19 protein-coding genes and 1 riboswitch are annotated in these 25,241 nt (G+C 56.5%); of the genes, 12 read left to right on the top strand and 7 right to left on the bottom strand.

The window, feature by feature from the left end; translation table 11 throughout:
• Window positions 1–71 precede the first annotated feature (71 nt).
• Window positions 72–1,103: a DNA-binding transcriptional regulator CytR gene (gene cytR, locus SB719_RS15480; RefSeq protein WP_065648451.1), complete on the bottom strand. Its 1,032-nt coding sequence runs from the start codon at window positions 1,101–1,103 to the stop codon at window positions 72–74.
• 164 nt (window positions 1,104–1,267) lie between these two features.
• A complete protein-coding gene (gene priA / locus SB719_RS15475) occupies window positions 1,268–3,466 on the bottom strand; it encodes a primosomal protein N' (RefSeq protein ID WP_065648452.1) in 2,199 nt (732 codons plus the stop codon).
• 221 nt (window positions 3,467–3,687) lie between these two features.
• On the opposite strand from priA, the gene rpmE reads away from it, so the two are divergent.
• Window positions 3,688–3,903 carry a 50S ribosomal protein L31 gene (rpmE, locus tag SB719_RS15470; RefSeq protein ID WP_039381182.1) on the top strand — a complete coding sequence of 72 codons (216 nt, stop codon included), beginning with the start codon at window positions 3,688–3,690 and terminating at the stop codon, window positions 3,901–3,903.
• Between the two features lie 73 nt (window positions 3,904–3,976).
• On the opposite strand, the gene metJ is transcribed toward rpmE, so the two are convergent.
• Window positions 3,977–4,294 (bottom strand): met regulon transcriptional regulator MetJ, encoded by a 318-nt coding sequence (gene metJ / locus SB719_RS15465; RefSeq protein ID WP_065648453.1) that lies wholly within the window; start codon window positions 4,292–4,294, stop codon window positions 3,977–3,979.
• Window positions 4,295–4,569: 275 nt separating this feature from the next.
• Between metJ and metB the strand changes: the two genes are divergently transcribed.
• Both metB and SB719_RS15455 read left to right on the top strand, forming a co-directional pair.
• Window positions 4,570–5,730 (top strand): cystathionine gamma-synthase, encoded by a 1,161-nt coding sequence (gene metB, locus SB719_RS15460; protein ID WP_039381178.1) that lies wholly within the window; start codon window positions 4,570–4,572, stop codon window positions 5,728–5,730.
• Window positions 5,731–5,732: 2 nt separating this feature from the next.
• On the top strand, window positions 5,733–8,165 hold the full coding sequence (locus tag SB719_RS15455; RefSeq protein ID WP_412159392.1) for a bifunctional aspartate kinase/homoserine dehydrogenase II: 2,433 nt from the start codon (window positions 5,733–5,735) through the stop codon (window positions 8,163–8,165).
• Between the two features lie 57 nt (window positions 8,166–8,222).
• Here the strand turns inward: SB719_RS15455 and ppc are convergent, their stop codons facing one another.
• The gene (gene ppc, locus SB719_RS15450) at window positions 8,223–10,874 is read right to left on the bottom strand and encodes a phosphoenolpyruvate carboxylase (protein ID WP_065648455.1); all 2,652 of its coding nucleotides are present in this window, start codon (window positions 10,872–10,874) and stop codon (window positions 8,223–8,225) included.
• A 249-nt stretch (window positions 10,875–11,123) separates the two neighbouring features.
• Complete coding sequence (gene argE, locus SB719_RS15445; protein WP_065648456.1) at window positions 11,124–12,272, bottom strand: acetylornithine deacetylase; 1,149 nt, start codon at window positions 12,270–12,272, stop codon at window positions 11,124–11,126.
• A gap of 164 nt (window positions 12,273–12,436) precedes the next feature.
• Between argE and argC the strand changes: the two genes are divergently transcribed.
• From argC to oxyR, 5 genes are all read left to right on the top strand, one after another.
• Entirely contained in the window at window positions 12,437–13,441 is a 1,005-nt protein-coding gene (gene argC / locus SB719_RS15440; protein ID WP_039381168.1) for an N-acetyl-gamma-glutamyl-phosphate reductase, read from the top strand.
• 18 nt (window positions 13,442–13,459) lie between these two features.
• Entirely contained in the window at window positions 13,460–14,236 is a 777-nt protein-coding gene (argB, locus tag SB719_RS15435; protein WP_292974291.1) for an acetylglutamate kinase, read from the top strand.
• Between the two features lie 14 nt (window positions 14,237–14,250).
• Complete coding sequence (locus tag SB719_RS15430; RefSeq protein ID WP_292974293.1) at window positions 14,251–15,468, top strand: argininosuccinate synthase; 1,218 nt, start codon at window positions 14,251–14,253, stop codon at window positions 15,466–15,468.
• Between the two features lie 68 nt (window positions 15,469–15,536).
• Window positions 15,537–16,910, top strand: a complete 1,374-nt coding sequence (argH, locus tag SB719_RS15425) for an argininosuccinate lyase (protein ID WP_292974295.1) — start codon at window positions 15,537–15,539, stop codon at window positions 16,908–16,910.
• Window positions 16,911–17,261: 351 nt separating this feature from the next.
• Window positions 17,262–18,179 (top strand): DNA-binding transcriptional regulator OxyR, encoded by a 918-nt coding sequence (gene oxyR / locus SB719_RS15420; protein ID WP_412159391.1) that lies wholly within the window; start codon window positions 17,262–17,264, stop codon window positions 18,177–18,179.
• Here oxyR and sthA read toward each other — a convergent pair.
• On the bottom strand, window positions 18,162–19,562 hold the full coding sequence (sthA, locus tag SB719_RS15415; RefSeq protein ID WP_039381156.1) for a Si-specific NAD(P)(+) transhydrogenase: 1,401 nt from the start codon (window positions 19,560–19,562) through the stop codon (window positions 18,162–18,164). The two genes, oxyR and sthA, sit on opposite strands and share 18 nt — an antisense overlap.
• A 193-nt stretch (window positions 19,563–19,755) precedes the next feature.
• On the opposite strand from sthA, the gene fabR reads away from it, so the two are divergent.
• The gene (gene fabR / locus SB719_RS15410) at window positions 19,756–20,400 is read left to right on the top strand and encodes an HTH-type transcriptional repressor FabR (protein WP_039381154.1); all 645 of its coding nucleotides are present in this window, start codon (window positions 19,756–19,758) and stop codon (window positions 20,398–20,400) included.
• A gap of 18 nt (window positions 20,401–20,418) precedes the next feature.
• Window positions 20,419–20,775 carry a YijD family membrane protein gene (locus tag SB719_RS15405; protein ID WP_065648460.1) on the top strand — a complete coding sequence of 119 codons (357 nt, stop codon included), beginning with the start codon at window positions 20,419–20,421 and terminating at the stop codon, window positions 20,773–20,775.
• A gap of 29 nt (window positions 20,776–20,804) precedes the next feature.
• On the opposite strand, the gene trmA is transcribed toward SB719_RS15405, so the two are convergent.
• Window positions 20,805–21,908, bottom strand: a complete 1,104-nt coding sequence (gene trmA / locus SB719_RS15400) for a tRNA (uridine(54)-C5)-methyltransferase TrmA (protein ID WP_304234604.1) — start codon at window positions 21,906–21,908, stop codon at window positions 20,805–20,807.
• Window positions 21,909–22,020: 112 nt separating this feature from the next.
• Window positions 22,021–22,202, top strand: a riboswitch (cobalamin riboswitch).
• A 68-nt stretch (window positions 22,203–22,270) separates the two neighbouring features.
• Between trmA and btuB the strand changes: the two genes are divergently transcribed.
• Complete coding sequence (gene btuB, locus SB719_RS15395) at window positions 22,271–24,136, top strand: TonB-dependent vitamin B12 receptor BtuB (protein ID WP_412159390.1); 1,866 nt, start codon at window positions 22,271–22,273, stop codon at window positions 24,134–24,136.
• Window positions 24,081–24,932, top strand: a complete 852-nt coding sequence (gene murI / locus SB719_RS15390; protein ID WP_065648463.1) for a glutamate racemase — start codon at window positions 24,081–24,083, stop codon at window positions 24,930–24,932. The genes btuB and murI overlap by 56 nt, the downstream gene beginning before the upstream one ends.
• Window positions 24,933–25,241: the final 309 nt, after the last annotated feature.

The following is a 25,241-nucleotide window of genomic DNA, read 5'->3' as shown; positions in this document are numbered from 1 at the left end:
AGGGTGCGAACTTTGACCAGCAGACTCTGTCTTCAGAATCTGCTGAAAATGCGCAGTGCGGCACGCATCACCTAACGCTTTTTAGCCGGTGCCGTACTGCCGCGCACGCGCAGTTCTGCATCCAGCAGGCGCGAACCATTATTTACCCGCTTGCCCTGCAGCTCATCCAGCAGCAGCAGCATTGCTTCACGGCCAATGTCAAAGCGGGGCTGCGCCACGGTAGTCAGAGGGGGTTCGTAATAGCGCGCCAGCTCAATATCATCAAAGCCGACGACGGAGAGATCCTGCGGAATGCGCATACCCAGTTTGCGCGCCTGATTCATGGCGCCCAGCGCCATCAGATCGCTGTGGCAGAATATCGCTTCCGGTGGCTGCGGCAGACTCATCAGCTGCTTCAGGGCGCGTGCACCGGCTTCGAAAGAGAAATCGCCACGCACGATAAACGTGGGTTCAACGGGGAGGCTGCTGCGGCGCAGCGCCTGAATATAACCCTGCAGGCGATACTGGCTGAGCGGAACTGCTTCCGGCCCGGTAACACAGGCGATACGACGATGTCCGAGCTGAAGCAAATGGTTGACCGCTTCAAACGCAGCGGTCAGGTTGTCAATGTGCACGGTAGGCAGCGCCATCTCCGGCGCAAACTCATTGCCCATGACCATGGGTGGCAGGCTGCGCAGTGCCTCGGGATCGGCGTCAAACGGCAGCTGTGAGCCCAGCAGCACCATGCCATCAATCTGTCGCGTCAGCATCAGATTAAGAAAGGTTTTTTCCTGATGATCCTGATGCGCGCAGTCGCCAATCAGCACCAGATACCCCTGCTGCGCGGCAGTGACCTCTATGCCCCGGATAATTTCACTGAAAAAGGGATCGCAGATATCGGGCACAATCACCAGGATAGTCCGGGTTTCATTGCGTCTGGCATTGCGCGCCAGGCCATGCGCTGCGTAGCCTGTCGCAACGACTGCCTGCTCCACTTTTTGCCGGGTGGCAGCAGACACTTTCTCCGGATTCATCAGCGCCCGGGAAACGGTCGCCGTCGAGACGCCTGCGTGCTCAGCCACATCTTTCATCGTGGCAGCAGATGAAGTTTGCTTCGGGTCCAACGTATTACTCCTGGCATGATACAGCGTACAGTTTGCCTGCAAGGGCCGGTCCTGGCCGGATTGCTCTATTGATAACGCATTGGCGGACAGGGTTGTTACTTAATTTGCATAAAAACTGTGACTTGTTCGACTTTTTTCGATCTGGCTCGCAGATGCAGGCGCTGTCAACTCTCAACAGGATCGATATCCAGCGTCCATTTCACTTTGCGTGCAGCGGGTAATGTGCTCAGCAGCGGCAGCGAGCTGCCCAATAATTGCTGCAGCCGTTTGCGTGACGGATGCTGCAGCAGCAGCTGCCAGCGCCAGCGGCCGCTGCGCTTGGGTGCCAGCGCCGGTACCGGGCCCATCAGCCAGGTCGCTTCATCTTTCAGCGGGCTCGCTTCCAGCAGATTACGCAGCTGCACGAGAAAAGCGGCAGCCTGCTGATTATCCATATCTTCGGCACGAAACAGCGCGTGGCTGGTCCAGGGCGGCAGCTGCACTGACTGGCGTTCCAGCAGCGTCTGGTCAGCAAACGCAAAGTAGCCGCGATGCAGCAGCGTCTGCAGCAGCGGATGTTCCGGATGGTGCGTCTGCAGCAGCACTTCGCCCTGTTTACCGGCGCGTCCGGCACGACCCGCAACCTGGGTATAGAGCTGCGCGAAACGCTCTGCGGCACGAAAATCAGCAGAGAAGAGCGCGCCGTCAACGTCCAGCAGCGACACCAGGGTAACATCAGGGAAGTGATGGCCTTTTGCCAGCATCTGTGTGCCCACCAGTATTCGCGCACCGCCGCGATGCACATCCGCCAGATGCTGCTCCAGCGCACCTTTCCGGCTGGTGGTATCGCGATCGATGCGCGAGATCGGCACATCCGGAAACAGCGTGCCCAGCTGCTGCTCCAGCTGCTCTGTTCCTACGCCAACCGGCATCAGATGGGTTGATCCGCAGCCGGGGCACTGCAGCGGCAGCGGGCGCTGACTGTCGCAATGATGGCAGCGCAGCTGACGGTGATGCTGATGCAGCGTGTAGTAACTGTCACACCGCTGGCACTCCGCCAGCCAGCCGCAGTCGTGGCACATCAGCGCCGGTGAAAAGCCGCGCCGGTTGAGAAACAGCAGCACCTGATTGTCTGCCTGCAGATGCTGACGCATTTTACTGAGCAGCGCCGGTGCCAGACCGCCTTTAAGCGGTTGTCCTTTAAGATCGATCAACTGCTGCAACGCCGGTTTTGCATTACCGGCGCGTTGGGTGAGGTTGAGCTGCCGGTATTTGCCGACGCGCACGTTATGCAGCGTCTCCAGCGCGGGAGTGGCCGAACCCATCACAATCGGGATGTTCTCTTCATGCGCGCGAAACACCGCCAGATCGCGTGCCTGATAACGCCAGCCCTCCTGCTGTTTATAGGAGCTGTCGTGCTCTTCATCGATAATGATTACGCCGGGCCGCGCCAGCGGGGTGAACAGCGCGGAGCGTGTACCAATGATAATCGCACTTTCGCCGCGCCGGGCGCGCAGCCAGACCGCCAGCCTTTCGCTGTCATTCAGCGCAGAGTGCAGGACATCAATCGGGGCATCAAAGCGTTCACGGAAGCGTGCGATGGTTTGCGGCGTCAGGCCAATCTCCGGCACCAGCACCAGCGCCTGCATACCGCGCGACAGAATGTTTTCCAGAATAGTGAGATAAACCTCGGTCTTACCGGAGCCGGTGATCCCGGCCAGCAGCCACGGAACGTAGCGATCGTCTTCTGCACGGATCGCACCAACGGCCATGGCCTGATCGGTATTAAGCCGCAGACGCTCGCCTTTAATGGCAAAATGCGTCCGCCAGTCTGCAGTCGGTGGCGCATGTTCGCGCAGCTCGCATAGCCCTTTGGCTCTGAGCGCCTGCAGTGCGGCGTCATTAAAACTCTGTTCGCTCACCTGATGGCGATAGAGTGGTCGCTGACGCAGGGCGGCCAGCGCCTGCTGCTGCTTTGGCGCGCGCTTCAGACTTTCAGCAGCCACTTCACGCCCGGCCTCCGTTATCACCCACTGCCACAGCGGCGCTTCCTGCGCCGGTTTACCCTGGCGGAGCAGAACCGGCAGCGCATGACTCAGCACTTCCCCGACGGGTGAATGGTAGTAACCTGCCGCCCAGTTCAGAATGCGCCATAGCGCGGGCGAAAACAGGCTGCTGTCATCCAGCACCGCGTCTATCGGTTTCAGCTGCTTCAGCGGCAAATCGCTGCTTTCGGCCACGCCGGTCACAATGCCAGTCAGCTTACGATTGCCAAAGGGCACGCTGACGCGACTGCCGGTTGCCGGCTGCGAAGCGTCAGCAGGAAGCAGATAATCAAACAGGCGCGGTAGCGGGACGGGCAGGGCAACCTTTACGACGGACATCGCGATCTCTATCCAGTTCTGTAATCAGGGACGGTAGTGTACACGCTGGGGCCGCAGGCGTGTATGGCTGAGCAATGTTTGCCTTGGGCGGTTAAATTCTGTATACTATGCCGCCTTTGGTGAGATGGCTCGCCAGAGATACATATAATGTTCAACCGCGTGTGGTGCTGTGCAGGTTCGCCTGGCATGGAGAGCGACACGGCCTTTTATGAGGTTTTCCCATGAAACAAGGTATTCACCCGAAGTACGAAGCAGTGACCATCACTTGCTCTTGCGGTAACGTGATCAACACCCGTTCTACCATGAACCACGACCTGAACCTGGACGTGTGCGGCAAATGCCACCCGTTCTACACTGGTAAGCAGCGTGTTGTTGACACCGGCGGCCGCGTTGATCGCTTCAACAAGCGTTTCAGCATTCCGGGCAGCAAAAAATAAGATTTATTTGCCGCCGGGTTATCCCGGATGCAAAAGAAAACCCAGCTTCGGCTGGGTTTTTTTATATCAGCGTTTAATATTCCCAGCTATCCGGGTCGATGCCCATCTCACGCATAATCTGCTTCGCTTCTTCCGGGATCTCATCGCTGCGCTCTTTGCGCAGGTCAACGTCATCGGGCAGAGGCTGGCCGGTAAACGCGTGCAAAAAAGCTTCGCACAGCAGCTCACTGTTTGTGGCGTGACGCAGATTGTTAACCTGGCGACGTGTACGCTCGTCGGTTAAAATTTTAAGCACTTTCAGCGGGATAGAAACCGTTATTTTTTTAACCTGCTCGCTTTTTTTACCGTGCTCAGCGTACGGGCTGATATATTCGCCGTTCCATTCAGCCATGAGTTACCTTAATTAATAAAAGTGTTATAGGGGATAATCCGTGGATTATGCCCGATTTTTGTATGCCTGACCGCCTGCGCCGTGGATTTTGTGCTTCAGCGCGGCGTTAATAAAGCGCATGCGCTGCTCAGCAGGCAATAACGTATAATTTTAGCGGTTATTCGCGTTACGCTCAATCTATACGCAAAGACATTTAGATGTCCAGATGTATTGACGTCTGTTAGCGGAATGTTATCCTGTGGGCACTTTACCCCTCTTCAGGAACAGCAGAGCCCATGACGCGCAAACAGGCAACCATCGCAGTACGCAGCGGTTTGAATGATGACGAGCAGTATGGCTGCGTAGTCCCGCCCATTCACCTCTCCAGCACCTATAATTTTCTCGATTTTAATGAGCCGCGTGCCCATGACTATTCGCGTCGTGGTAATCCGACGCGTGATGTGGTGCAGCGCGCGCTGGCCGAGCTGGAGGGCGGCGCGGGTGCCGTACTGACGAATACCGGCATGTCTGCGATTCATCTGGTTACCACTGTGTTCCTGAAACCTGGCGATCTGCTGATTGCTCCTCACGACTGCTATGGTGGCAGTTATCGCCTGTTTGACAGTCTGAGCAAGCGCGGCGCTTATCGTGTGAAATTTGTCGACCAGGGCGACAGCGCGGCGCTGGCCGCAGCGCTGGCGGAAAAACCAAAGCTGGTACTGGTGGAAAGTCCGAGCAATCCTCTGCTGCGCGTGGTGGATATTGCGGCAATCTGTCAGGCCGCGCGCGCGGCGGGCGCCGTCAGCGTGGTGGATAACACCTTCCTGAGCCCGGCACTGCAAAATCCGCTCGCTCTGGGGGCTGACCTGGTGATCCACTCCTGCACCAAATACCTCAACGGCCACTCTGATGTGGTAGCCGGTACGGTGATTGCAAAAGATCCGGCCGTTGCCACTGAACTCGCCTGGTGGGCCAATAACATCGGCGTGACCGGCGCGGCGTTTGACAGCTATCTGCTGCTGCGCGGCCTGCGGACGCTGGCGCCCCGCATGGCGGCCGCCCAGCGTAACGCGCTGGCGATAGTGGACTACCTGAAGCAGCAGCCGCTGGTGAAAAAGCTGTATCATCCTTCTCTGCCGGAAAATGCCGGTCATGAATATGCGCGGCGTCAGCAGCGCGGCTTTGGTGCAATGTTAAGCTTTGAGCTGGATGCAGATGAAGCGCGTCTGCGCCGTTTTCTGAAAGCGTTACAGCTGTTTACGCTGGCGGAATCGCTGGGCGGGGTAGAGAGCCTGATTTCACATACGGCCACCATGACACATGCCGGCATGTCCGCGGAAGCGCGTGCGGCCGCCGGGATCTCTGAAACGCTGCTGCGGGTCTCCGTCGGCATTGAAGATCACGAAGATTTAATTGCCGATTTGGATAATGCCTTCCGAATCGCAGCCGGGGAGTAATCATGACCAGTACAGCTGGCGCGGGAACGCCGACGAAGCAGTTGCATAAATTTGGTGGCAGCAGCCTGGCGGATGCCAGCTGCTACCAGCGTGTAGCGGCCATTATGGCTGATTACAGTCAGCCAGGCGATCTGATGGTGGTCTCTGCCGCAGGCAGCACCACGAATCAGCTGATCAGCTGGCTGAAGCTGAGTCAGAGCGATCGCCTCTCTGCGCATCAGGTGCAACAGACGCTTCGCCGCTACCATAGCGATCTGATTGCTGCCCTGCTGCCGGCTGAAGCGGCCGACCGCCTGACCAGCCTCTTTATCCGCGATCTGGAGCGGCTGGCGGCGCTGCTGGATGGCGCGATAACCGAAGCGGTATATGCGGAAGTCGTCGGGCATGGCGAAATCTGGTCAGCGCGCCTGATGGCTGCAGTACTGAGTCAGCGCGATATTGACGCCACCTGGCTGGACGCGCGTGATTTCCTGCGGGCTGAACGCGCCGCTCAGCCACAGGTGGATGAGGGTAAATCCTGGCCGCTGCTGCAGGCGCTGCTGACACAGCATCCGCATAAACGTCTGGTGGTGACCGGGTTTATCAGTCGTAACGAGGCGGGTGAAACCGTGCTGCTGGGCCGCAATGGGTCTGACTATTCTGCCACCCAGATTGGTGCGCTCGCCGGGGCGGGACGCGTCACGATCTGGAGCGATGTGGCCGGCGTCTATAGCGCCGATCCGCGCAAAGTTTCTGATGCCTGCCTGCTGCCGCTGCTGCGACTGGATGAAGCCAGTGAGCTGGCGCGCCTGGCGGCACCGGTACTGCATACGCGTACGCTGCAGCCCGTCTCCAGCAGCGATATCGATTTACAGCTGCGCTGCAGCTATCAGCCTGAGCAGGGATCAACGCGTATTGAGCGTGTGCTTGCTTCCGGCACCGGCGCGCGGATTGTCACCAGTCACGACGATGTCTGTCTGGTGGAGATCCAGCTTTCTGAAGGTCACGACTTTGCCACGCAGCAAAAAGAGATCGATCAGCTGCTGAAGCGTGCCCAGCTGCGTCCGCTGGCAAGCGGCCTGCATCCCGATCGTCGTCTGCTGCAGCTCTGCTATACCGCTGAAGTGGTGAACAGCGCCTTTACGCTGTTACAGGATGCGGCCCTGCCGGGCCATCTGCAGCTGCGCGATGGCATGGCGCTGGTGGCACTGGTAGGCGCCGGCGTAACGCGTAACCCGCTGCACAGCCACCGTTTCTGGCAGCAGATCAAAGATCAGCCGGTTGAGTTTGTCTGGCAGTCAGAAGAGCATATCAGCCTGGTCGCGGTGCTGCGCACAGGGCCGAGCGCACATCTGATTCAGGGATTACATCAGTCGCTGTTTCGCGCAGAAAAGCGCATTGGCCTGATGCTGTTTGGAAAGGGCAATATCGGCGCGCGCTGGCTGGAGCTGTTTGCCCGCGAGCAGGAGACCCTCTCCGCCCGCACCGGCTTCGAGTTTGTGCTGGCCGGCGTGGCTGACAGCCGCCGCAGCCTGCTGAGTTACGAAGGGCTGGATGCCAGCCGCACGCTGGCCTTTTTCGATGATGAAGCGCAGACGCTGGATGAGGAGTCGCTGTTCCTGTGGATGTGCGCGCATCCGTTTGATGACCTGGTGGTGCTTGACGTGACCGCCAGTGCACCGCTGGCGCAGCAGTATCTCGATTTTGCCAGCCACGGTTTTCACGTGATCAGTGCGAATAAAGTGGCCGGCGCATCAGACAGCCAGAGCTGGCGTCAGATCCGCGATGCATTCGCCAAAACCGGGCGTCACTGGCTTTATAACGCAACGGTAGGTGCCGGTCTGCCGGTTAACCATACGGTACGCGATCTGCGTGAAAGCGGTGACACGATACTCTCTATTAGCGGCATATTCTCCGGCACGCTGTCATGGCTGTTTTTGCAGTTTGACGGCAGCGTTCCCTTTAGCGAGCTGGTGGATCAGGCGTGGCAGCAGGGGCTGACGGAACCCGATCCGCGCGTTGATCTCTCCGGACAGGATGTGAAGCGCAAGCTGGTGATCCTGGCGCGTGAGGCGGGCTATGATATCGAACCGGATCAGGTGCGGGTAGAGTCGCTGGTACCAGCCGACTGCGAAGCAGAATCGGTTGATCACTTTTTTGAAAACGCTGACGAGCTGAATAATCAGATGCTGCAGCGCTATGAAGCGGCGCAGGAGCTGGGCCTCGTGCTGCGCTATGTGGCGCGCTTCGATGCCAGCGGCAAAGCCCGCGTTGGCGTAGAAGCAGTGCGGGCGGAACATCCGCTGGCGGCGCTGCTGCCGTGCGATAACGTTTTTGCTATTGAAAGCCGCTGGTATCGTGATAATCCGCTGGTGATCCGTGGTCCCGGTGCAGGACGCGACGTGACCGCTGGCGCGCTGCAGTCGGATCTGAATCGCCTGGCCCAGCTGCTTTGATTCATCCCGCAGCAACGAGGATTAAAAAAGGAGCCTGAGGCTCCTTTTTTGTCCCGGCTAACCGGTGTTGCGCATACCGGCGGCCACGCCGGCGATGGTTACCATCAGCGCCTGCTCAACCCGTGCATCCGGTTCGTCACCGCGCGCTTCCTGTGCGCGGGCGCGCTGCAGCAGCTCTGCCTGCAACACGTTCAGGGGATCGGTATACACGTTGCGCAGCGCGATTGATTCGGCAATCCACGGCTGATCCGCCATCAGATGCGCATCATTTGCGATGGTCAGCACCGCTTTAATGTCAGCTTCCAGCTGATCGCGCAGCTGTTTACCCAGCGGCCAGAGTGCTTTGTCGACCAGGCGCTGATCGTAATATTCTGCCAGCCACAGGTCAGCTTTGGAGAAAACCATCTCCAGCATCCCCAGGCGGGTAGAGAAGAATGGCCAGTCGCGGCACATCGTTTCCAGCTGATCCTGGTGCCCTTCATCCATCGCTTTCTGCAGCGCTGCACCGGCACCGAGCCAGGCTGGCAGCATCAGACGATTTTGCGTCCAGGCGAAGATCCACGGAATGGCGCGCAGGGATTCAACGCCCCCGGTCGGACGACGTTTAGCCGGGCGCGAACCCAGCGGCAGTTTGCCCAGCTCCTGCTCCGGCGTGGCAGAACGGAAGTAGGGGACAAAGTCAGGATTTTCCCGTACATAGCCACGATACATGGCGCAGGAGTGTGCAGAAAGCCCGTTCATGATCTCCTGCCATTCCTGTGCAGGCTCCGGCGGCGGCATCAGGTTCGCTTCCAGAATGGCCCCGGTATAGAGCGACAGGCTGGCGATGGTGACTTCCGGTAAACCATATTTGAAGCGGATCATCTCGCCCTGTTCGGTCACGCGCAGGCCACCTTTAAGGCTACCCGGCGGCTGAGAAAGCAGGGCCGCGTGCGCAGGCGCGCCGCCGCGACCGATGGAGCCGCCGCGACCGTGGAACAGCGTCAGAGTAATACCCGCTTTTTCACAGGTCTTGATCAGCGCGTCCTGCGCCTGATATTGCGCCCAGCTGGCGGCCATTACGCCGGCGTCTTTTGCCGAGTCGGAATAGCCAATCATCACCATCTGTTTGCCGTTGATAAAGCCGCGATACCAGTCGATGTTCAGCAGCTGTGTCATCACATCGTTAGCGTTGTTCAGGTCATCCAGCGTTTCAAACAGCGGTGCGACCGGCATGGCATAGGGGATACCCGCCTCTTTCAGCAGCAGATGCACTGCCAGCACATCAGAAGGGGTCTTAGCCATAGAGATCACGTAGGCCGCGATTGAACCCTGCGGCGCCTCGGCGGCAACTTTACAGGTTTCCAGCACTTCACGCGTGTTGTCGCCGGGCTCCCACTGGCGCGGCAGCAGCGGGCGTTTGGAATTCAGTTCGCGGATCAGAAACGCCTGTTTGTCCGCTTCTGACCAGCTTTCATAATCGCCAAGACCCAGATAGCGCGTGACTTCAGCCAGCGCTTCGGTATGACGGGTACTCTCCTGGCGGAGATCAATACGCACCAGCGGCACGCCAAAGCACTTCACCCGGCGCAGCGTGTCCAGCAGCTGACCATTGGCGATAATGCTCATGCCGCACTGCTGCAGCGACTGATAAATAGCAAACAGCGGCTGCCAGAGCTGCTCATTGGAGACCAGCAGATCGGCAGGCCGCGGCAGGCGTTCGCCTTTCAGACGCTGCTCCAGATACGCCTGCGTGTTCATCAGCTGGCTGCGCATGCGTTTCAGGATCATACGGTAAGGTTCAATTGCCTCCGGATCGCCGCACAGCACGCGTACCTCGTCGCTGCACTCCGACATCGACAGCTCAGAGATCAGCACACCCACGTCGCGCAGGAAGAGATCGGCTGCTTTCCAGCGGCTCAGCTGCATAACGTGGCGGGTGATGGGGGCCGTCACGTTGGGGTTGCCGTCGCGATCGCCACCCATCCAGGAGGTGAATTTAATCGGCACAAAATCTACCGGCAGCTGAATGCCAAACGTCTCTTCGACCTGTTCATTCAGTTCACGCAGAAACGCGGGGACCCCTTCCCACAGGCTGTTTTCTACGACGGCGAAGCCCCATTTCGCTTCATCAACCGGGGTCGGACGGTATTTGCGGATCTCATCCGTATGCCATGCCTGCGCCACCAGCTGTCGCAGGCGACGCATCACCTGATTACGCTCATAGTCGGTGATATCGGCATGATCGAGCTGCTCAAGGCAGCTGTTGACTTCACCGAGCTTGTGGATCAGGGTGCGGCGGGTAATTTCAGTGGGATGGGCGGTCAGCACCAGCTCCAGCGACAGCTCTTCAATCGCCTGACGAATAGCCATTTCGCTGAGATCGCCCTGCTGCTTCAGACGTTCAAACGTTTTTTTCAGCAGCTCCGGATGGTTAGCGCCATCGCCGCTGCGTGAAATGGTCTGATACTGTTCAGCCACGTTGGTAAGGTTAAGAAACTGACTAAAGGCGCGGGCCACCGGCAATAGCTCATCATTAGAAAGGTTCTGCAGCGTTGACAGCAGCTCCCTGCGATGAGAGTCATTTCCTGCACGGGATGACTTAGAGAGTTTGCGGATGGTTTCCACCCGATCGAGAATGTTCTCTCCCAGTGCATCCTTTATCGTATCCCCGAGCAGTTTGCCGAGCATACTGACATTACTTCGCATTGCGGAATATTGTTCGTTCATTTGACCCTGACACCCTTATCGTCTTTTAACCCCCCTGGACCCAACCAGCGGGTATAACATCATCTTTTATCTAGCCACGATTTGTGAACTCCGTCAATTAGCCTGAACTGGCGAAAACAGGCGGCTAACGTGCGGAAAGTGATAAGTTTTATCGGGTAAGAAGAGAGATAAGTTATTCTTATCAGCAAACGCCAGATAATGACGGGGCATTTTGCTGATTAAACAGTGAAATGCCCCGCAGATTATCTATCAGTGACAAAAATGCTGCACAACCTGCGTGATCAGCGCATGAGTGGGCTTAATAAATGCGGTATCGATAAATTCATCTGGCTGATGCGCCTGTTCAATTGAACCCGGCCCCAGCACCAGCGTCGGACAGAGCTGCTGAATAAACGGCGCTTCGGTACAGTAGTTAACCACTTCCGTCGGCACACCCAGCAGTTTTTCCACCACCGTGACCAGCTCATGGTCAGCCGGACATTCATAGCCCGGGATAGGCGGATGCAGTTCGCTTACGGTCAGACGGCCGGGCCAGCGGGCGCTCACCGGGGCCAGCGCTTCATTCAGTAAGCCATCCAGATCGTTCAGGCTCAGACCCGGCAGCGGCCGGATATCCATATGCAGTTCGCAGCAGGCGCAGATGCGGTTAGCCGCGTCACCGCCATGAATATGACCAAAGTTCATGGTCGGATAAGGAATGGCAAAGCCATCGTGGTGATAGCGCTCTTTCAGGGTATGACGCAGCTTCATCAATTCTGTAATGGATGCATGCATCAGCTCAATCGCATTCACGCCGCGCGCCGGATCGCTGGAGTGGCCTGACTGACCCTCAATGCGGATAGCGTGTGATAGATGGCCTTTGTGGGCGCGCACGGGTTTGAGCGAGGTCGGCTCACCGATAATGGCGCAGTCGGGGCGCAGCTGTGCAGACTCAGCGAAATATTTTGCACCCGCCATGGTGGTCTCTTCATCGGCGGTCGCCAGCACATAGAGCGGTTTTTTGAGCGTAGTGACGTCAACATCGCGCAGCGCATCGAGAATAAAGGCGAAGAAGCCTTTCATGTCTGCCGTGCCCAGTCCGTAAAGTTTATTGTCATGTTCAGTCAGCACAAAGGGGTCGCGCGTCCAGCGCCCGTCATCAAAGGGCACGGTGTCAGTATGGCCCGCCAGCAGCAGTCCGCCTGCGCCTTCACCGCTGCGTGCCAGCAGGTTGAACTTATGGCGCGTACCCGGTACCGGCTGAACTTCAACGCTGAAGCCCAGATCGCGGAACCAGCCCGCCAGCAAATTGATTAAACTTTCGTTGCTCTGGTCAAGCGCGCTGTCGGTTGCGCTGATTGATGGTGAGGCGATCAACTGGCGGTAGAGTTCGATAAAAGGTGGAATTTTTGACTTCACTGTTGACGGTCCTTAGGTTAGGATGTATCAATATTCATGCACTAATAGTGAATAAAAATACATTAACGTCGTCTGCATGTGAACTGAAAAAGTGCAAACGGCATCGTGGGCAACGGGGCACGGCCGCGACCCGATACGTTGACTGTAAAAAGGTATACAGCCTGATGTTGAATACGCTGATCGTTGGTGCCAGTGGTTATGCTGGCGTAGAGCTTGCCACTTACCTGAATCGCCATCCGCATATGAACATAACCGCTTTAGCGGTTTCAGCGCAAAGCCCGGATGCCGGAAAATTGCTCTCCGATCTTCATCCGCAGCTGAAAGGCATCGTTGATTTGCCGCTGCAGCCGCTGAGCGATCCGGCGGCGTGGGCAGAGAAAGTCGATGTGGTGTTCCTTGCGACGGCGCATGAAGTCAGCCACGATCTGGCGCCTGAATTTCTGAAAGCAGGCTGTGTGGTCTTCGATCTGTCAGGCGCATTCCGGGTCAATGATGAGGCGTTTTACACCCGTTACTACGGCTTCAGTCATCAGCATCAGGCGTGGCTGGATAACGCAGTATATGGTCTGGCTGAGTGGAATCACGAGCGCATTAAAGAAGCGCAGCTGGTGGCAGTGCCTGGATGTTATCCCACGGCGGCACAGCTGGCGCTGAAACCGCTGCTTAAAGCGGATCTGCTGAATGACGCACAGTGGCCGGTTATCAACGCCACCAGCGGCGTCAGCGGAGCCGGGCGTAAAGCCAGCGTCGCGACCAGCTTTTGCGAAGTGAGCCTGCAGCCCTATGGCCTGTTTAACCATCGTCATCATCCGGAAATTGTTGCCCATCTTGGCGCGCCGGTTATTTTTACGCCGCATCTGGGTAATTTTCCCCGCGGTATTCTGGCAACCATTACCTGCCGTCTGAAAGCGGGCATTACGCAGCAGGATGTGACCGACGCCTTTTATGCGGCCTATCACGACAAGCCGCTGGTGCGTCTCTATGACAACGGTGTCCCGGCGCTGAAAGCGGTAGTGGGTCTGCCATTCTGCGATATCGGTTTTGCCGTGCAGGACGAACATCTGATTGTGGTCGCGGCAGAAGATAACCTGTTAAAAGGCGCGTCATCACAGGCGATTCAGTGTCTCAATATTCGTTTCGGTTTCCCTGAAACGCTCTCTCTGATTTAACGGACGGATAACGTAACCATGAGCAATCCACTGATCATTAAACTGGGTGGCGTACTGCTGGATAGCGAAGAAGCACTGGCCCGGCTGTTTGATGCGTTGCTGGCGTACCGTAATGAACATCAGCGTCCGCTGGTGATTGTGCACGGCGGCGGCTGTCTGGTTGACGAGCTGATGAAAAAGCTCGCGCTGCCGGTGCAAAAGAAAGATGGCCTGCGCGTGACGCCTGCCGATCAGATTGACATCATTACCGGCGCGCTGGCGGGTACAGCGAACAAAACGCTGCTGGCGTGGGCGACCCGTTACGGTATTAACGCCGTCGGGCTGTGCCTGGGCGATGCCGGACTGGTCAACGTCGCGCAGTTTGACGAAGCGCTGGGGCATGTCGGACAGGCCACGCCGGGCAACCCTGCGCTGCTGAACACGCTGCTGAATGCAGGCTATATGCCGGTTATCAGTTCGATTGGCATCACCGCCGGCGGGGCGCTGATGAATGTGAATGCCGATCAGGCAGCCACCGCGCTGGCAGCGACCATCGGCGCCGATCTGGTGCTGCTCTCCGATGTCAGCGGCATTCTCGACGGTAAAGGCCAGCGCATTGCTGAAATGACCGCAGCAAAAGCGGAACAGCTGATTGCGCAGGGCATTATTACCGACGGCATGATTGTTAAAGTCAACGCCGCACTGGATGCCGCACGCACGCTGGGCCGTCCGGTCGATATCGCCAGCTGGCGTCATGCTGAGCAGCTGCCAACCCTTTTCAACGGCGTGTCGATTGGCACCCGGATTCTCGCATAATCAAGGATTAAGACATGAGCACGCAAAACATTAAAAAAATCGTTCTGGCCTACTCAGGCGGCCTCGATACGTCAGCCATCATTCCATGGCTGAAAGAGAACTACGGCGGCTGTGAAGTGGTGGCGTTTGTTGCCAATATTGGTCAGGATCCGGCCGATCTGGAAGGCGTTGAGAAAAAAGCGCTGCAGTCGGGCGCATCTGAATGTCACGTAGTGGATCTGCGTGAAGAGTTCATCAGCGATTACGTCTATCCGGTGCTGCAGACCGGTGCTCTGTATGAAGGCACCTACCTGCTGGGCACGTCCATGGCGCGTCCTATCATTGCTAAAGCGCAGGTTGAACTGGCGCTGAAAGTGGGTGCTGACGCGCTGTGCCACGGCGCAACCGGCAAAGGCAACGACCAGGTGCGTTTCGAAACTACCTATACCGCGCTGGCACCGCAGCTTAAAGTTGTTGCGCCATGGCGCGAGTGGGATCTGCGTTCGCGTGAGGCGCTGCTCGACTATCTGAAAGAGCGCAATATCCCGACGACCGCGTCGCTGGAGAAGATCTACAGCCGTGATGAGAACGCATGGCACATCTCCACCGAAGGTGGCGTGCTGGAAAGCCCGTGGAACGCACCCAATAAAGATTGCTGGGTATGGACCGTGGATCCGCTTGATGCGCCAGACCAGCCGGAAAATGTCACCGTGACCGTTGAAAAAGGCTGTGTGGTTGCCGTGAACGGCGAGCAGCTGAGCCCGTTCCAGTGCCTGGAAAAACTGAATGTACTGGGTGCAAAACATGGCGTTGGCCGGATCGATATCGTGGAAAACCGTCTGGTCGGCATTAAATCACGCGGCTGCTATGAAACCCCCGGCGGTACTATCATGGTGAACGCACTGCGTGCGGTTGAGCAGCTGGTGCTGGATCGCGACAGCTTCAAATGGCGTGAGCAGCTGGGTCAGGAGATGTCTTACGTGGTTTATGATGGTCGCTGGTTCGCACCGCTGCGCCAGTCTATTCAGGCAGCGGCAGCCTCGCTGGCGGAAGAGGTTAACGGCGAAGTGGTTCTGCAGCTCTACAAAGGTCAGGCAACGGCGATTCAGAAAAAATCTGCTAACAGCCTCTACTCAGAAGAGTTCGCTACCTTTGGTGAAGATGAAGTGTATGACCATCGTCACGCGGGCGGCTTTATTCGCCTGTTCTCCCTCTCTTCACGCATTCGTGCGCTGAACGAGCAGAAGAAGTAAGCACGCAGCAGCAGTTATGCAAGGGCGGCTCAGGCCGCCTTTTTCAACACGATTTCAGGAGCAAGCAGATGGCACTTTGGGGCGGACGGTTTTCGCAGGCAGCAGATCAGCGGTTTAAACAGTTTAATGATTCACTGCGTTTTGATTATCGCCTGGCGGAGCAGGACATCACCGGCTCTGTGGCGTGGTCAAAAGCGCTGGTAACCGTAAACGTTTTAACCCAGGCGGAACAGCAGCAGCTTGAAGCAGCGCTGAACGAACTGCTGGCGGACGTACGTGCTAATCCGTCGCAGATCCTTGAAAGCGATGCAGAAGATATTCACAGCTGGGTCGAGGGCAAACTGATCGATAAGGTCGGCGCGCTGGGTAAAAAGCTGCATACCGGACGCAGCCGTAACGACCAGGTTGCCACCGATCTGAAGCTCTGGTGTAAAGAGCAGGTTGCACTGCTGCTGGATGCCACGCGTCAGCTGCAGCGTGCGCTGGTGACAACGGCAGAAGCGAATCAGGATGCCGTCATGCCGGGCTATACGCATCTGCAGCGCGCGCAGCCGGTGACGTTTGCCCACTGGTGTCTGGCGTATACCGAAATGCTGGCGCGTGACGAGAGCCGCCTGCAGGATACGCTGAAGCGGCTGGATGTCAGCCCGCTGGGCTGCGGAGCGCTGGCTGGTACCGCTTATGAGATTGACCGCGAACAGCTGGCGGGCTGGCTCGGTTTTGCGTCGGCAACGCGTAATAGCCTGGATACCGTATCCGATCGCGATCACGTGCTGGAACTGCTCTCTGACGCGTCAATCGGCATGGTGCACCTGTCGCGCTTTGCGGAAGACCTGATTTTCTTTAATACGGGCGAGGCGGGTTTCGTCGAGCTGTCCGATAAAGTGACGTCAGGCTCCTCGCTGATGCCGCAAAAGAAAAACCCTGATGCGCTGGAGCTGATCCGCGGTAAATGCGGCCGTGTACAGGGCGCACTGACCGGCATGATGATGACGCTAAAAGGCCTGCCGCTGGCCTACAACAAAGATATGCAGGAAGATAAAGAGGGGCTGTTTGACGCGCTGGATACCTGGCTCGACTGTCTGCATATGTCAGTGCTGGTTCTGGACGGCATTCAGGTTAAACGTCCGCGTTGTCAGGAAGCCGCTGAGCAGGGCTACGCCAATGCCACCGAGCTGGCAGACTATCTGGTTGCGAAAGGCGTGCCGTTCCGCGAGGCGCACCATATTGTGGGAGAGGCGGTGGTCGCGGCTATCCAGCATGGCGTGGCGCTGGAGGCACTGAGCCTGGCACAGCTAAAACAGTTCAGTGACGTCATTGAAGAGGATGTTTATCCGGTGCTTTCGCTGCAGTCCTGCCTCGACAAGCGTAACGCGCGCGGCGGTGTTGCACCGCAGCAGGTCGCCCTGGCAATCCGTGAAGCACAGGCGCGCCTGCAATAGCTAATTCCGGCCGCTGCCGCTGGTTTGATGCGCCATAAAAAAAGCGGGCTTTATAAAAAAGCCCGCCAACCTCTGGCTTCGGAATTGCATATTTTTATAGGCACATCATCAGCGTACCGGCACTCCCCGCCAGCACAGTGATTGGGTTCAGCAAAACAGATTTGCTGCATAAAAAGCGTTTTTTATAAAAGCGTTCAGGCCCGGTACACGTTCAGCAAATAAATAAATTTCTCTACAAATGCATGGGCTTAAATCAGAGAGCGCTATTATTCCCGTGCATGTCTTGATAGGGCCAATCGTTCGTTGCTATTCTATCTATCGCCACGGGCTATCGTGGTTTGGAGGATATTAATGAACATTCGCGATCTCGAGTATCTGGTTTCACTTGCGGAACACCGCCATTTTCGCCGCGCCGCTGATGCCTGTCATGTCAGTCAGCCGACCCTGAGCGGGCAGATCCGTAAGCTGGAAGATGAACTGGGCGTCATGCTGCTGGAACGTACCAGCCGTAAAGTATTGTTCACCCAGGCAGGATTGCTGCTGGTTGATCAGGCGCGAACCGTACTGCGTGAGGTTAAGGTCCTGAAAGAGATGGCCAGCCAGCAGGGTGAAGCGATGTCCGGACCGCTGCATATCGGGCTGATCCCCACGACCGGCCCCTATCTGCTGCCCAATATTATTCCTATGCTGCATCAGACTTTCCCGAAGCTGGAGATGTATCTGCATGAGGCACAGACTCAGCAACTGCTGGCACAGCTCGACAGCGGGAAACTCGACTGCGCTATTCTGGCGCTGGTTAAAGAGAGTGAAGCCTTTATTGAAGTGCCGCTGTTTGATGAGTCCATGAAGCTGGCAGTCTACCAGGATCACCCGTGGCACGATCGCGATCGCGTCCCGATGTCCGATCTGGCGGGTGAAAAACTGCTGATGCTGGAAGATGGTCACTGCCTGCGCGATCAGGCGATGGGCTTCTGCTTTGAGGCGGGCGCTGATGAAGATACCCATTTCCGCGCCACCAGTCTGGAAACGCTGCGTAATATGGTGGCGGCCGGCAGCGGCATTACGCTACTGCCTTCGCTGGCGGTGCCTAAAGAGCGCGTGCGCGACGGCGTCTGCTATCTGCCCTGTTATAAACCGGTACCGCAGCGCACTATCGCACTGGTTTACCGGCCGGGTTCGCCTCTGCGCAGCCGCTATGAGCAGCTGGCAGAAGCAATCAAAACCCATATGCAGGGCCATTTTGACGCCGCGTTAAAACAGGCGGTTTAATCCGTTCAGCGCGGCTACACGATAGGCTTCAGCCATGGTGGGGTAGTTAAAGGTGGTATTCACGAAGTACTCAATCGTGTTACCGCCGTTTTTCTGCTCCATAATGGCCTGGCCGATGTGAATAATCTCCGCCGCGCGCTCACCAAAGCAGTGGATCCCCAGAATCTCTTTTGTCTCGCGGTGAAACAGGATTTTCAGGCTGCCGACGTGCATGCCAACAATCTGCGCGCGTGCCAGATGCTTAAACTGCGCACGGCCTACTTCATAAGGCACTTTCATCGCGGTCAGCTGCTGCTCTGTTTTTCCGACTGAACTGATTTCAGGGATGGTATAGATACCGGTCGGGATATCTTCGATCAGATGCGCACTCGCTTCACCTTTGATGATCGCCTGAGCGGCAATGCGTCCCTGATCGTAAGCGGCGGAAGCCAGACTCGGATAGCCAATCACATCGCCCACGGCATAAATGTGCGGCTGCGCGGTCTGATACATGCTGTTAACTTTCAGCAGGCCGCGTCCATCCGCTTCCAGACCCACGTTCTCCAGCGAAAGCGAGTCGGTATTCCCGGTCCGGCCATTGGCATACAGCAGACAATCCGCTTTCACTTTTTTGCCTGACTTCAGATGCATAATCACGCCATCACTGACGCCTTCGATCTTCTCAAATTCCTCGTTGTGACGGATCACCACGCCGCTGTTCCAGAAGTGGTAAGAGAGAGAGTCGGACATCTCCTGATCGAGAAACGCCAGCAGACGATCGCGGGTGTTAATGAGATCGACCTTGACGTTAAGACCCCGGAAGATAGAGGCGTATTCACAACCAATGACGCCGGCACCATAGATAATCACATGACCCGGTTCATGATGCAGGTTCAGAATGGAGTCGGAATCGTAAATGCGCGGATGCGTAAAGTCGACGTCGGCCGGATGGTAGGGACGTGAGCCGCAGGCAATGACAAATTTTTCTGCCGTCAGCTGCTCGCGGGTGCCATCAGGCTGCTCCACCTCTATCGTGTTGGCATCCACAAAGTGCGCGTCGCCCTGATAGAGTTCGCAGCGGTTGCGCTCATAAAAACCCTGACGCATGGCAGTCTGCTGGCTGATAACGTTCTCGGTGTGATTGAGTATGTCAGCGAACGAAGAGCGGAGAAGACGGGTGTGATCGCTGTAGAGCGGGTTCTGATTAAATTCAATGATGCGGCTGACAGCATGACGCAGCGCTTTGGAGGGAATGGTTCCCCAGTGTGTACAACCGCCGCCAATGTTGTGGTAGCGTTCGATCACTGCGATGCGCGCTCCCTGCTTGACCAGCCCCATCGCCGCACCTTCGCCGCCCGGACCGGAGCCAATCACAATGGCATCGTAATCGTAAGACTTTTGCATACCAGTACGTCCTATTCTTCTATACATTTTTACAACGAGATTCTAACATCTCGCCGCGCACATCTGAATTCTAACAGTGAAAAATGCAGAAGTTTGACAATCAGTGAGGTTAACAGGCGGTGACAAAGTTTGCCCGGCTGTACGCTGAAAAGTTTGTTATAGTGAGCGCCTGATTACTCACAAGGCCGCAAAAATGGGCGTTCGGGCGCAACAAAAAGAACGTACAAGACGTTCGCTGATTGAAGCTGCATTCAGTCAGCTTAGTGCAGAAAGGAGTTTTGCCAGCCTGAGTTTACGCGAAGTGGCACGTGAAGCCGGCATTGCCCCTACCTCATTCTATCGTCACTTCCGTGATGTGGATGAGCTTGGACTGACCATGGTTGATGAGAGCGGGCTGATGCTGCGCCAGCTGATGCGCCAGGCGCGTCAGCGTATCGCGAAAGGTGGCAGCATCATTAAAACGTCGGTGGCAACCTTTATGGAGTTCATCGGCAACAACCCGAATGCGTTTCGGCTTCTGCTGCGTGAACGCTCCGGCACGTCTGCCGCCTTCCGCGCCGCTGTTGCCCGTGAGATTCAGCATTTTATCGCAGAACTGGCTGACTATCTGGAGCTGGAAAGCCGCATGCCGCGCAGCTTTACCGAAGCGCAGGCTGAAGCAATGGTGACCATTGTTTTTAGCGCCGGTGCTGAAGCGCTGGATGTCGACTCTGACCAGCGGCGTAAGCTGGAAGAGCGGCTGGTACTGCAGCTGCGTATGATCGCCAAAGGCGCCTACTACTGGTATCGCCGGGAACAAGAACGGCTGGCGGTAACCCTGGAAATCCCTGAAAAGTAACGTGATAAGGATAATGAAATGATTGAGCAGCATCCTCGTGATAAAGGAACGTTATTACTGGCTTTTATCACTGGTTTAGCAATCAATGGCTCCTTTTCGGCGCTGTTCAGTACCTTTGTGCCGTTTTCCATTTTTCCGCTGATAGCGCTTGGGCTGTCAGCATGGTGCCTGCATCAGCGTTATCTTAATCGCAATATGCCGGACGGCATGCCGTCACTGGCCGCGGCATTTTTCCTGCTGGGCATCCTGGTTTACAGCGCCATGGTGCGTGCAGAATATCCGGATATCGGCTCAAACTTCATTCCTGTCATTCTGATGGTGGCGCTGGTGTTCTGGATTGGCACGCGTTTCCGTCGCGCCAGAAGCCGGCAGTAATAAAAAGGGAACCCGCGGGTTCCCTTTTTTTATGCTTTACGCGTCAGCACCACGCCGCATTCCATATGGTGGGTATAGGGGAACTGATCGAACAGCGCCAGCCGCTCAATCTGATGCGTGCCTGACAGTACAGCCAGATTGTCGCACAGCGTCTGCGGATTACAGGAGATGTACAGAATGCGCGGATACGCCTGCACCATTTTTACCGTTTCATCATCCAGCCCGCTGCGTGGCGGATCGACAAAAATGGTCTCGCACTGATAGCTGCTGAGATCGATGCCTTCCAGCCGGTTAAAGGTGCGCACGCCGTTCATGGCTTGTGTAAATTCCTCTGCCGCCATACGAATAATCTGCACGTTATCGATCTGGTTCACGGCGATATTGTACTGGGCCGACGCCACCGAAGGTTTGGCAATCTCCGTTGCCAGCACGCGACGGAAATTACGCGCCAGCGCCAGCGAAAAGTTGCCGTTGCCGCAGTAAAGCTCCAGCAGATCGCCCCGCGACTGCTGCGTAACATCCAGCGCCCACTCCAGCATCTGAATGTTCATGGCGGCATTAGGCTGGGTAAAGCTGTTTTCCACCTGGCGGTAAATCATCTCTTTGCCCGCCACCGGCAGACGCTCATCCACGTAGTCGCGATCCAGACAAATTTTGGTTTTGGTGGCGCGTCCAATCAGCTGCACGTCAAATCCTTTGGCGCGCAGCTGGTCACGCAGTGTGCTGGCGGCGGCATGCCACTCTTCTCCTAGCTTGCGATGATAGAGCAGCGAGATCACTATCTGGTTGCTCATCGTGGAGAGATAATCGATCTGGAATAGCTTGAAACGCAGCACCTGATTATCGCGTATCGCTGCCATCATTTCAGGCATCATCTGGTTAATCAACTGGCTGGCGGCCGGGAAGCTGTCCACGCGAATGCGCTGTTTGGTCCCCTGGTCGAAGATGATGTGATAGAGGTCGTCACCGTCGTGCCAGATGCGAAACTCGGCGCGCATACGGTAGTGACTGACCGGCGATCGGAACACCTCCACGTCAGGCGCGGTGAAAGGGGTCATCATCGCCTCTAAACGGCTGACTTTTTCAGCGAGTTGCGCGTCATACTGGTCAATCGGGAGCTGTTCGGGTGTCATCTTCAATCCTGGTAATAAGCCTGCTTGCCGGGCGATTGTAGGCATTCAACTGCTGATGTCCAGCCCAACCGAATGTCAGAAAGCGGGAGGGGTGGATCGGCAGCGGGCTTAACCGTAGACTGCGGCCGCCGGCCTCATTGAGTTAAAAGGGAATCCAGTGCAAATCTGGAGCTGACGCGCAGCGGTAAAAGAATGTCATGGTGATCGCCCAGGCAGACACTGTCCTGACGGACGGGAAGTCTTCACCATTTATGATTCTCAGCCCGAAGACCTGCCGGTGTATCGTCGCAAACGCTGAGATCATCGCGTGCTATCGATCTCAGGCCTGCGGCATCCGGCCCGATCTTTTGGATGCTACAACAATGAAAATAACGTCTGCATCGCTGTGCGCCCTGAGTGCAACAGCGCTGTCGCTCTGGGCGCCCTCTGGCTATGCCCGGCAAAATGATAACACGCAGCTTGTCACCGCTAACCGCTTTCAGCAGCCGGTCAGCAGCGTGCTGGCACCGGGTGAGGTGATCACGCGGGAAGATATCGATCGCTGGCAGGCTAAATCGCTGACGGATGTCATGCGGCGCCTGCCGGGTGTGGATATTGCGCAAAACGGCGGGCCGGGCCAGACCAGTTACATCTATATCCGCGGTGCGGAAGCGCGCCATACGCTGGTGTTAATCGATGGTATTCCGCTGGCGAAGTCGGGGATCACCGGGATCGCTGACTTTAGCCAGATTCCGCTGGCGTTGATTCAGCGTATTGAGCTGATCCGCGGACCACGCTCCGCCGTTTACGGCGCCGATGCCATTGGTGGTGTGATTAACATAATCACTGAGAACAGCGAGCCAGGCGGACAGATAACGGCGGGCCTCGGTTCAAATCGCTATCAGCAGTATGACGCTGCACTGCGACAAAAGGTGGGTGAAGATACGCTGGTAACCGCAGCGGGAGCCTTTCAGTCGACGCGCGGCTACAACATCCAGCCACAGTCGGCGTACGCGGTTGATGGCGATCGCGATGGCTTTCGCAGTAAAACGTTCTGGGCCGGTGTGAATCACCGTTTCAGCGACAGTTTATCCGCCTTCTTTCGCGGCTATGGCTACGGTAATAATAGTGCGTATGATGCAGGCTATCAGGACGGCAGTGATAAACGGCAGGTTTATAATCACACCTATGAAGGTGGCATGAAGTTCAGTGAGGAGCGCTACTCTTCAGAATTGACCTACAGCCACCAGCGTTATAAAGACTATAACTATGCCAGCACGCTTGGCCTTTATGGTCCCGGCACGTCGCTGGATGATATGAGCCAGCGCAATCTGCAGTGGGGTAATAGTGTCGCCATGGCAAATGGCACACTCAGCGCCGGCATCGACTGGCAGCAGCAAAAACTGGTGTCCCGCGATCGGTTCAATGCCGACAGCTATAGGCGTAATAACACCGGTTACTACCTGACCACGCAGCAGCAGTTCGATACGATTACGCTGGAAGGCGCCCTGCGCGGTGACGACAACAATCAGTTTGGCTGGAACGGCACGTGGCAGGCGGCAGCGGGATGGGCGTTTATGCCTGATTATCGCCTGATTGTCTCCTACGGCACCGCATTTCAGGCGCCTACGCTGGGGCAGATGTATGGACAGAGTCGTCTGTTTATCGCGTCCAACCCTGCTCTCCGGGCTGAGAAGTCACATCAAATTGAAACCGGTATTGAAGGACTTAGCGGGCCGGTGGAGTGGCACCTCTACGTTTATCAAAATAAGATCAATAACCTGATTGACTACAGAGCCGATGAAAACTTTGTTGGTACGTATTACAACGTACAGTCAGCGACGATAAAAGGCGTTGAGTGGAGCGGCAGTGCGGATACCGGCATCTTTACTCACCGCATTACGCTGCAGTATATCGATCCGCGCCGCGATCAGGATAATGAGGTGCTGGCACACCGCTCCCGTCAGCAATATAAGTATCAGCTCGACTGGACGGCACTGGATGTCGATTTTGATCTCGCCTGGCAATATTTTGGTAAAAGCTACAACAACAATACCAACCAGTACGCAGCGACACAGCGGCGCATGCCAGGTTATACCCTGGTCGATTTCGCAGCTGCGTATCCGGTCACGTCTCATCTGACAGTTCGTGGTAAAATTGCCAATCTGTTGGATAAGGATTATGAGACGGTTTATGGCTATCGCACCCCTGGACGAGAATACTACCTTAGCGCCAGCTACAGCTTCTGATCTCCGTCCCACCGTGCTGGTTTTTGACTCCGGCGTAGGTGGGCTCTCCGTCTATGATGAAGTCCGGCAGTTGCTGCCGGACCTGCACTATCTCTATGCTTTCGATAACGAAGGGTTTCCCTATGGTGAAAAAACGGAAACGTATATCGTTGAACGCGTAGTGGCAGTGGTCACGGCCATCACACAGCGTTTTCCGCTCGCATTAGTCATTATTGCCTGCAACTCCGCCAGCACCGTCTCTTTACCGGCGCTGCGCGAACGGTTTGCATTTCCGGTCGTCGGCGTAGTGCCGGCAATCAAACCGGCAGCGCGTCTGACACGGAATGGAGTGGTTGGACTGCTGGCAACACGGGGAACGGTAAAGCGTCCTTATACTCATGAACTGGTCAAACAGTTCGCCCGGGAATGCACTATTGAGATGCTGGGCTCCGCTGAGCTGGTTGAACTGGCAGAAGCGAAGCTGCATGGGGAACCAGTATCACTGGATGATGTACGCCGGGCAGTGCAGCCCTGGCTGCGTATGAAAGAGCCGCCAGATACGGTTGTACTGGGCTGCACCCATTTTCCACTGCTTCGCGATGAACTGCAGCAGGTCCTGCCGGACGGCACCCGGCTGGTGGATTCCGGTGCCGCTATAGCGAGGCGTACCGTCTGGCTGCTTGAGCATGAGGCGCCTGATGCGGCCGCTGCTGGCAGCAACATTGCATTTTGTACATCTATGGATGAAGAGGCTGTGCAATTATCGGGCGTTTTACAGCGTTATGGCTTTCCGCTGCTCGAAAAACTGGCGGTTTAAGACGGTTTCGCTGAAAAAATCAGCACTCGGAAAATAATTCGAAATTAGCACTTGTCAGCCCGGAAGAACTCCCTATAATGCGCCTCCACTGACACGGCACAACGGCTTACGAAGCGTCGCGTTAAGCAGGTGGCTTTTACAGCAACCTTCAGAAAAGCAAAAATAAATGCTTGACTGAAAATGCGGAAAGCGTAATATACGCATCCCGCGCCGCTTGAGAAATCGCGGCACTGCTCTTTAACAATTTATCAGACAATCTGTGTGGGCACTCGCAGGATTGATATCACAAGCCTACGGGCTTTAAAAAAT

Origin of the sequence: Pantoea sp. SIMBA_079 (assembly GCF_046940275.1) — a bacterium.
GTDB lineage: Bacteria > Pseudomonadota > Gammaproteobacteria > Enterobacterales > Enterobacteriaceae > Pantoea > Pantoea borealis.
The sequence above is the reverse complement of the archived record's forward strand: the minus strand, read 5'-3'. Positions and strand labels throughout refer to the sequence as shown.

What these genes read in the sequence shown, in the direction of transcription:
- priA (WP_065648452.1), bottom strand. Translation starts at nt 3,466, where the DNA reads ATGTCCGTCGTAAAGGTTGCCCTGCCCGTCCCGCTACCGCGCCTGTTT.
- rpmE (WP_039381182.1), top strand. Translation starts at nt 3,688, where the DNA reads ATGAAACAAGGTATTCACCCGAAGTACGAAGCAGTGACCATCACTTGC.
- metJ (WP_065648453.1), bottom strand. Translation starts at nt 4,294, where the DNA reads ATGGCTGAATGGAACGGCGAATATATCAGCCCGTACGCTGAGCACGGT.
- metB (WP_039381178.1), top strand. Translation starts at nt 4,570, where the DNA reads ATGACGCGCAAACAGGCAACCATCGCAGTACGCAGCGGTTTGAATGAT.
- SB719_RS15455 (WP_412159392.1), top strand. Translation starts at nt 5,733, where the DNA reads ATGACCAGTACAGCTGGCGCGGGAACGCCGACGAAGCAGTTGCATAAA.
- ppc (WP_065648455.1), bottom strand. Translation starts at nt 10,874, where the DNA reads ATGAACGAACAATATTCCGCAATGCGAAGTAATGTCAGTATGCTCGGC.
- argC (WP_039381168.1), top strand. Translation starts at nt 12,437, where the DNA reads ATGTTGAATACGCTGATCGTTGGTGCCAGTGGTTATGCTGGCGTAGAG.
- argB (WP_292974291.1), top strand. Translation starts at nt 13,460, where the DNA reads ATGAGCAATCCACTGATCATTAAACTGGGTGGCGTACTGCTGGATAGC.
- SB719_RS15430 (WP_292974293.1), top strand. Translation starts at nt 14,251, where the DNA reads ATGAGCACGCAAAACATTAAAAAAATCGTTCTGGCCTACTCAGGCGGC.
- argH (WP_292974295.1), top strand. Translation starts at nt 15,537, where the DNA reads ATGGCACTTTGGGGCGGACGGTTTTCGCAGGCAGCAGATCAGCGGTTT.
- oxyR (WP_412159391.1), top strand. Translation starts at nt 17,262, where the DNA reads ATGAACATTCGCGATCTCGAGTATCTGGTTTCACTTGCGGAACACCGC.
- sthA (WP_039381156.1), bottom strand. Translation starts at nt 19,562, where the DNA reads ATGCAAAAGTCTTACGATTACGATGCCATTGTGATTGGCTCCGGTCCG.
- fabR (WP_039381154.1), top strand. Translation starts at nt 19,756, where the DNA reads ATGGGCGTTCGGGCGCAACAAAAAGAACGTACAAGACGTTCGCTGATT.
- SB719_RS15405 (WP_065648460.1), top strand. Translation starts at nt 20,419, where the DNA reads ATGATTGAGCAGCATCCTCGTGATAAAGGAACGTTATTACTGGCTTTT.
- trmA (WP_304234604.1), bottom strand. Translation starts at nt 21,908, where the DNA reads ATGACACCCGAACAGCTCCCGATTGACCAGTATGACGCGCAACTCGCT.
- btuB (WP_412159390.1), top strand. Translation starts at nt 22,271, where the DNA reads ATGAAAATAACGTCTGCATCGCTGTGCGCCCTGAGTGCAACAGCGCTG.
- murI (WP_065648463.1), top strand. Translation starts at nt 24,081, where the DNA reads ATGGCTATCGCACCCCTGGACGAGAATACTACCTTAGCGCCAGCTACA.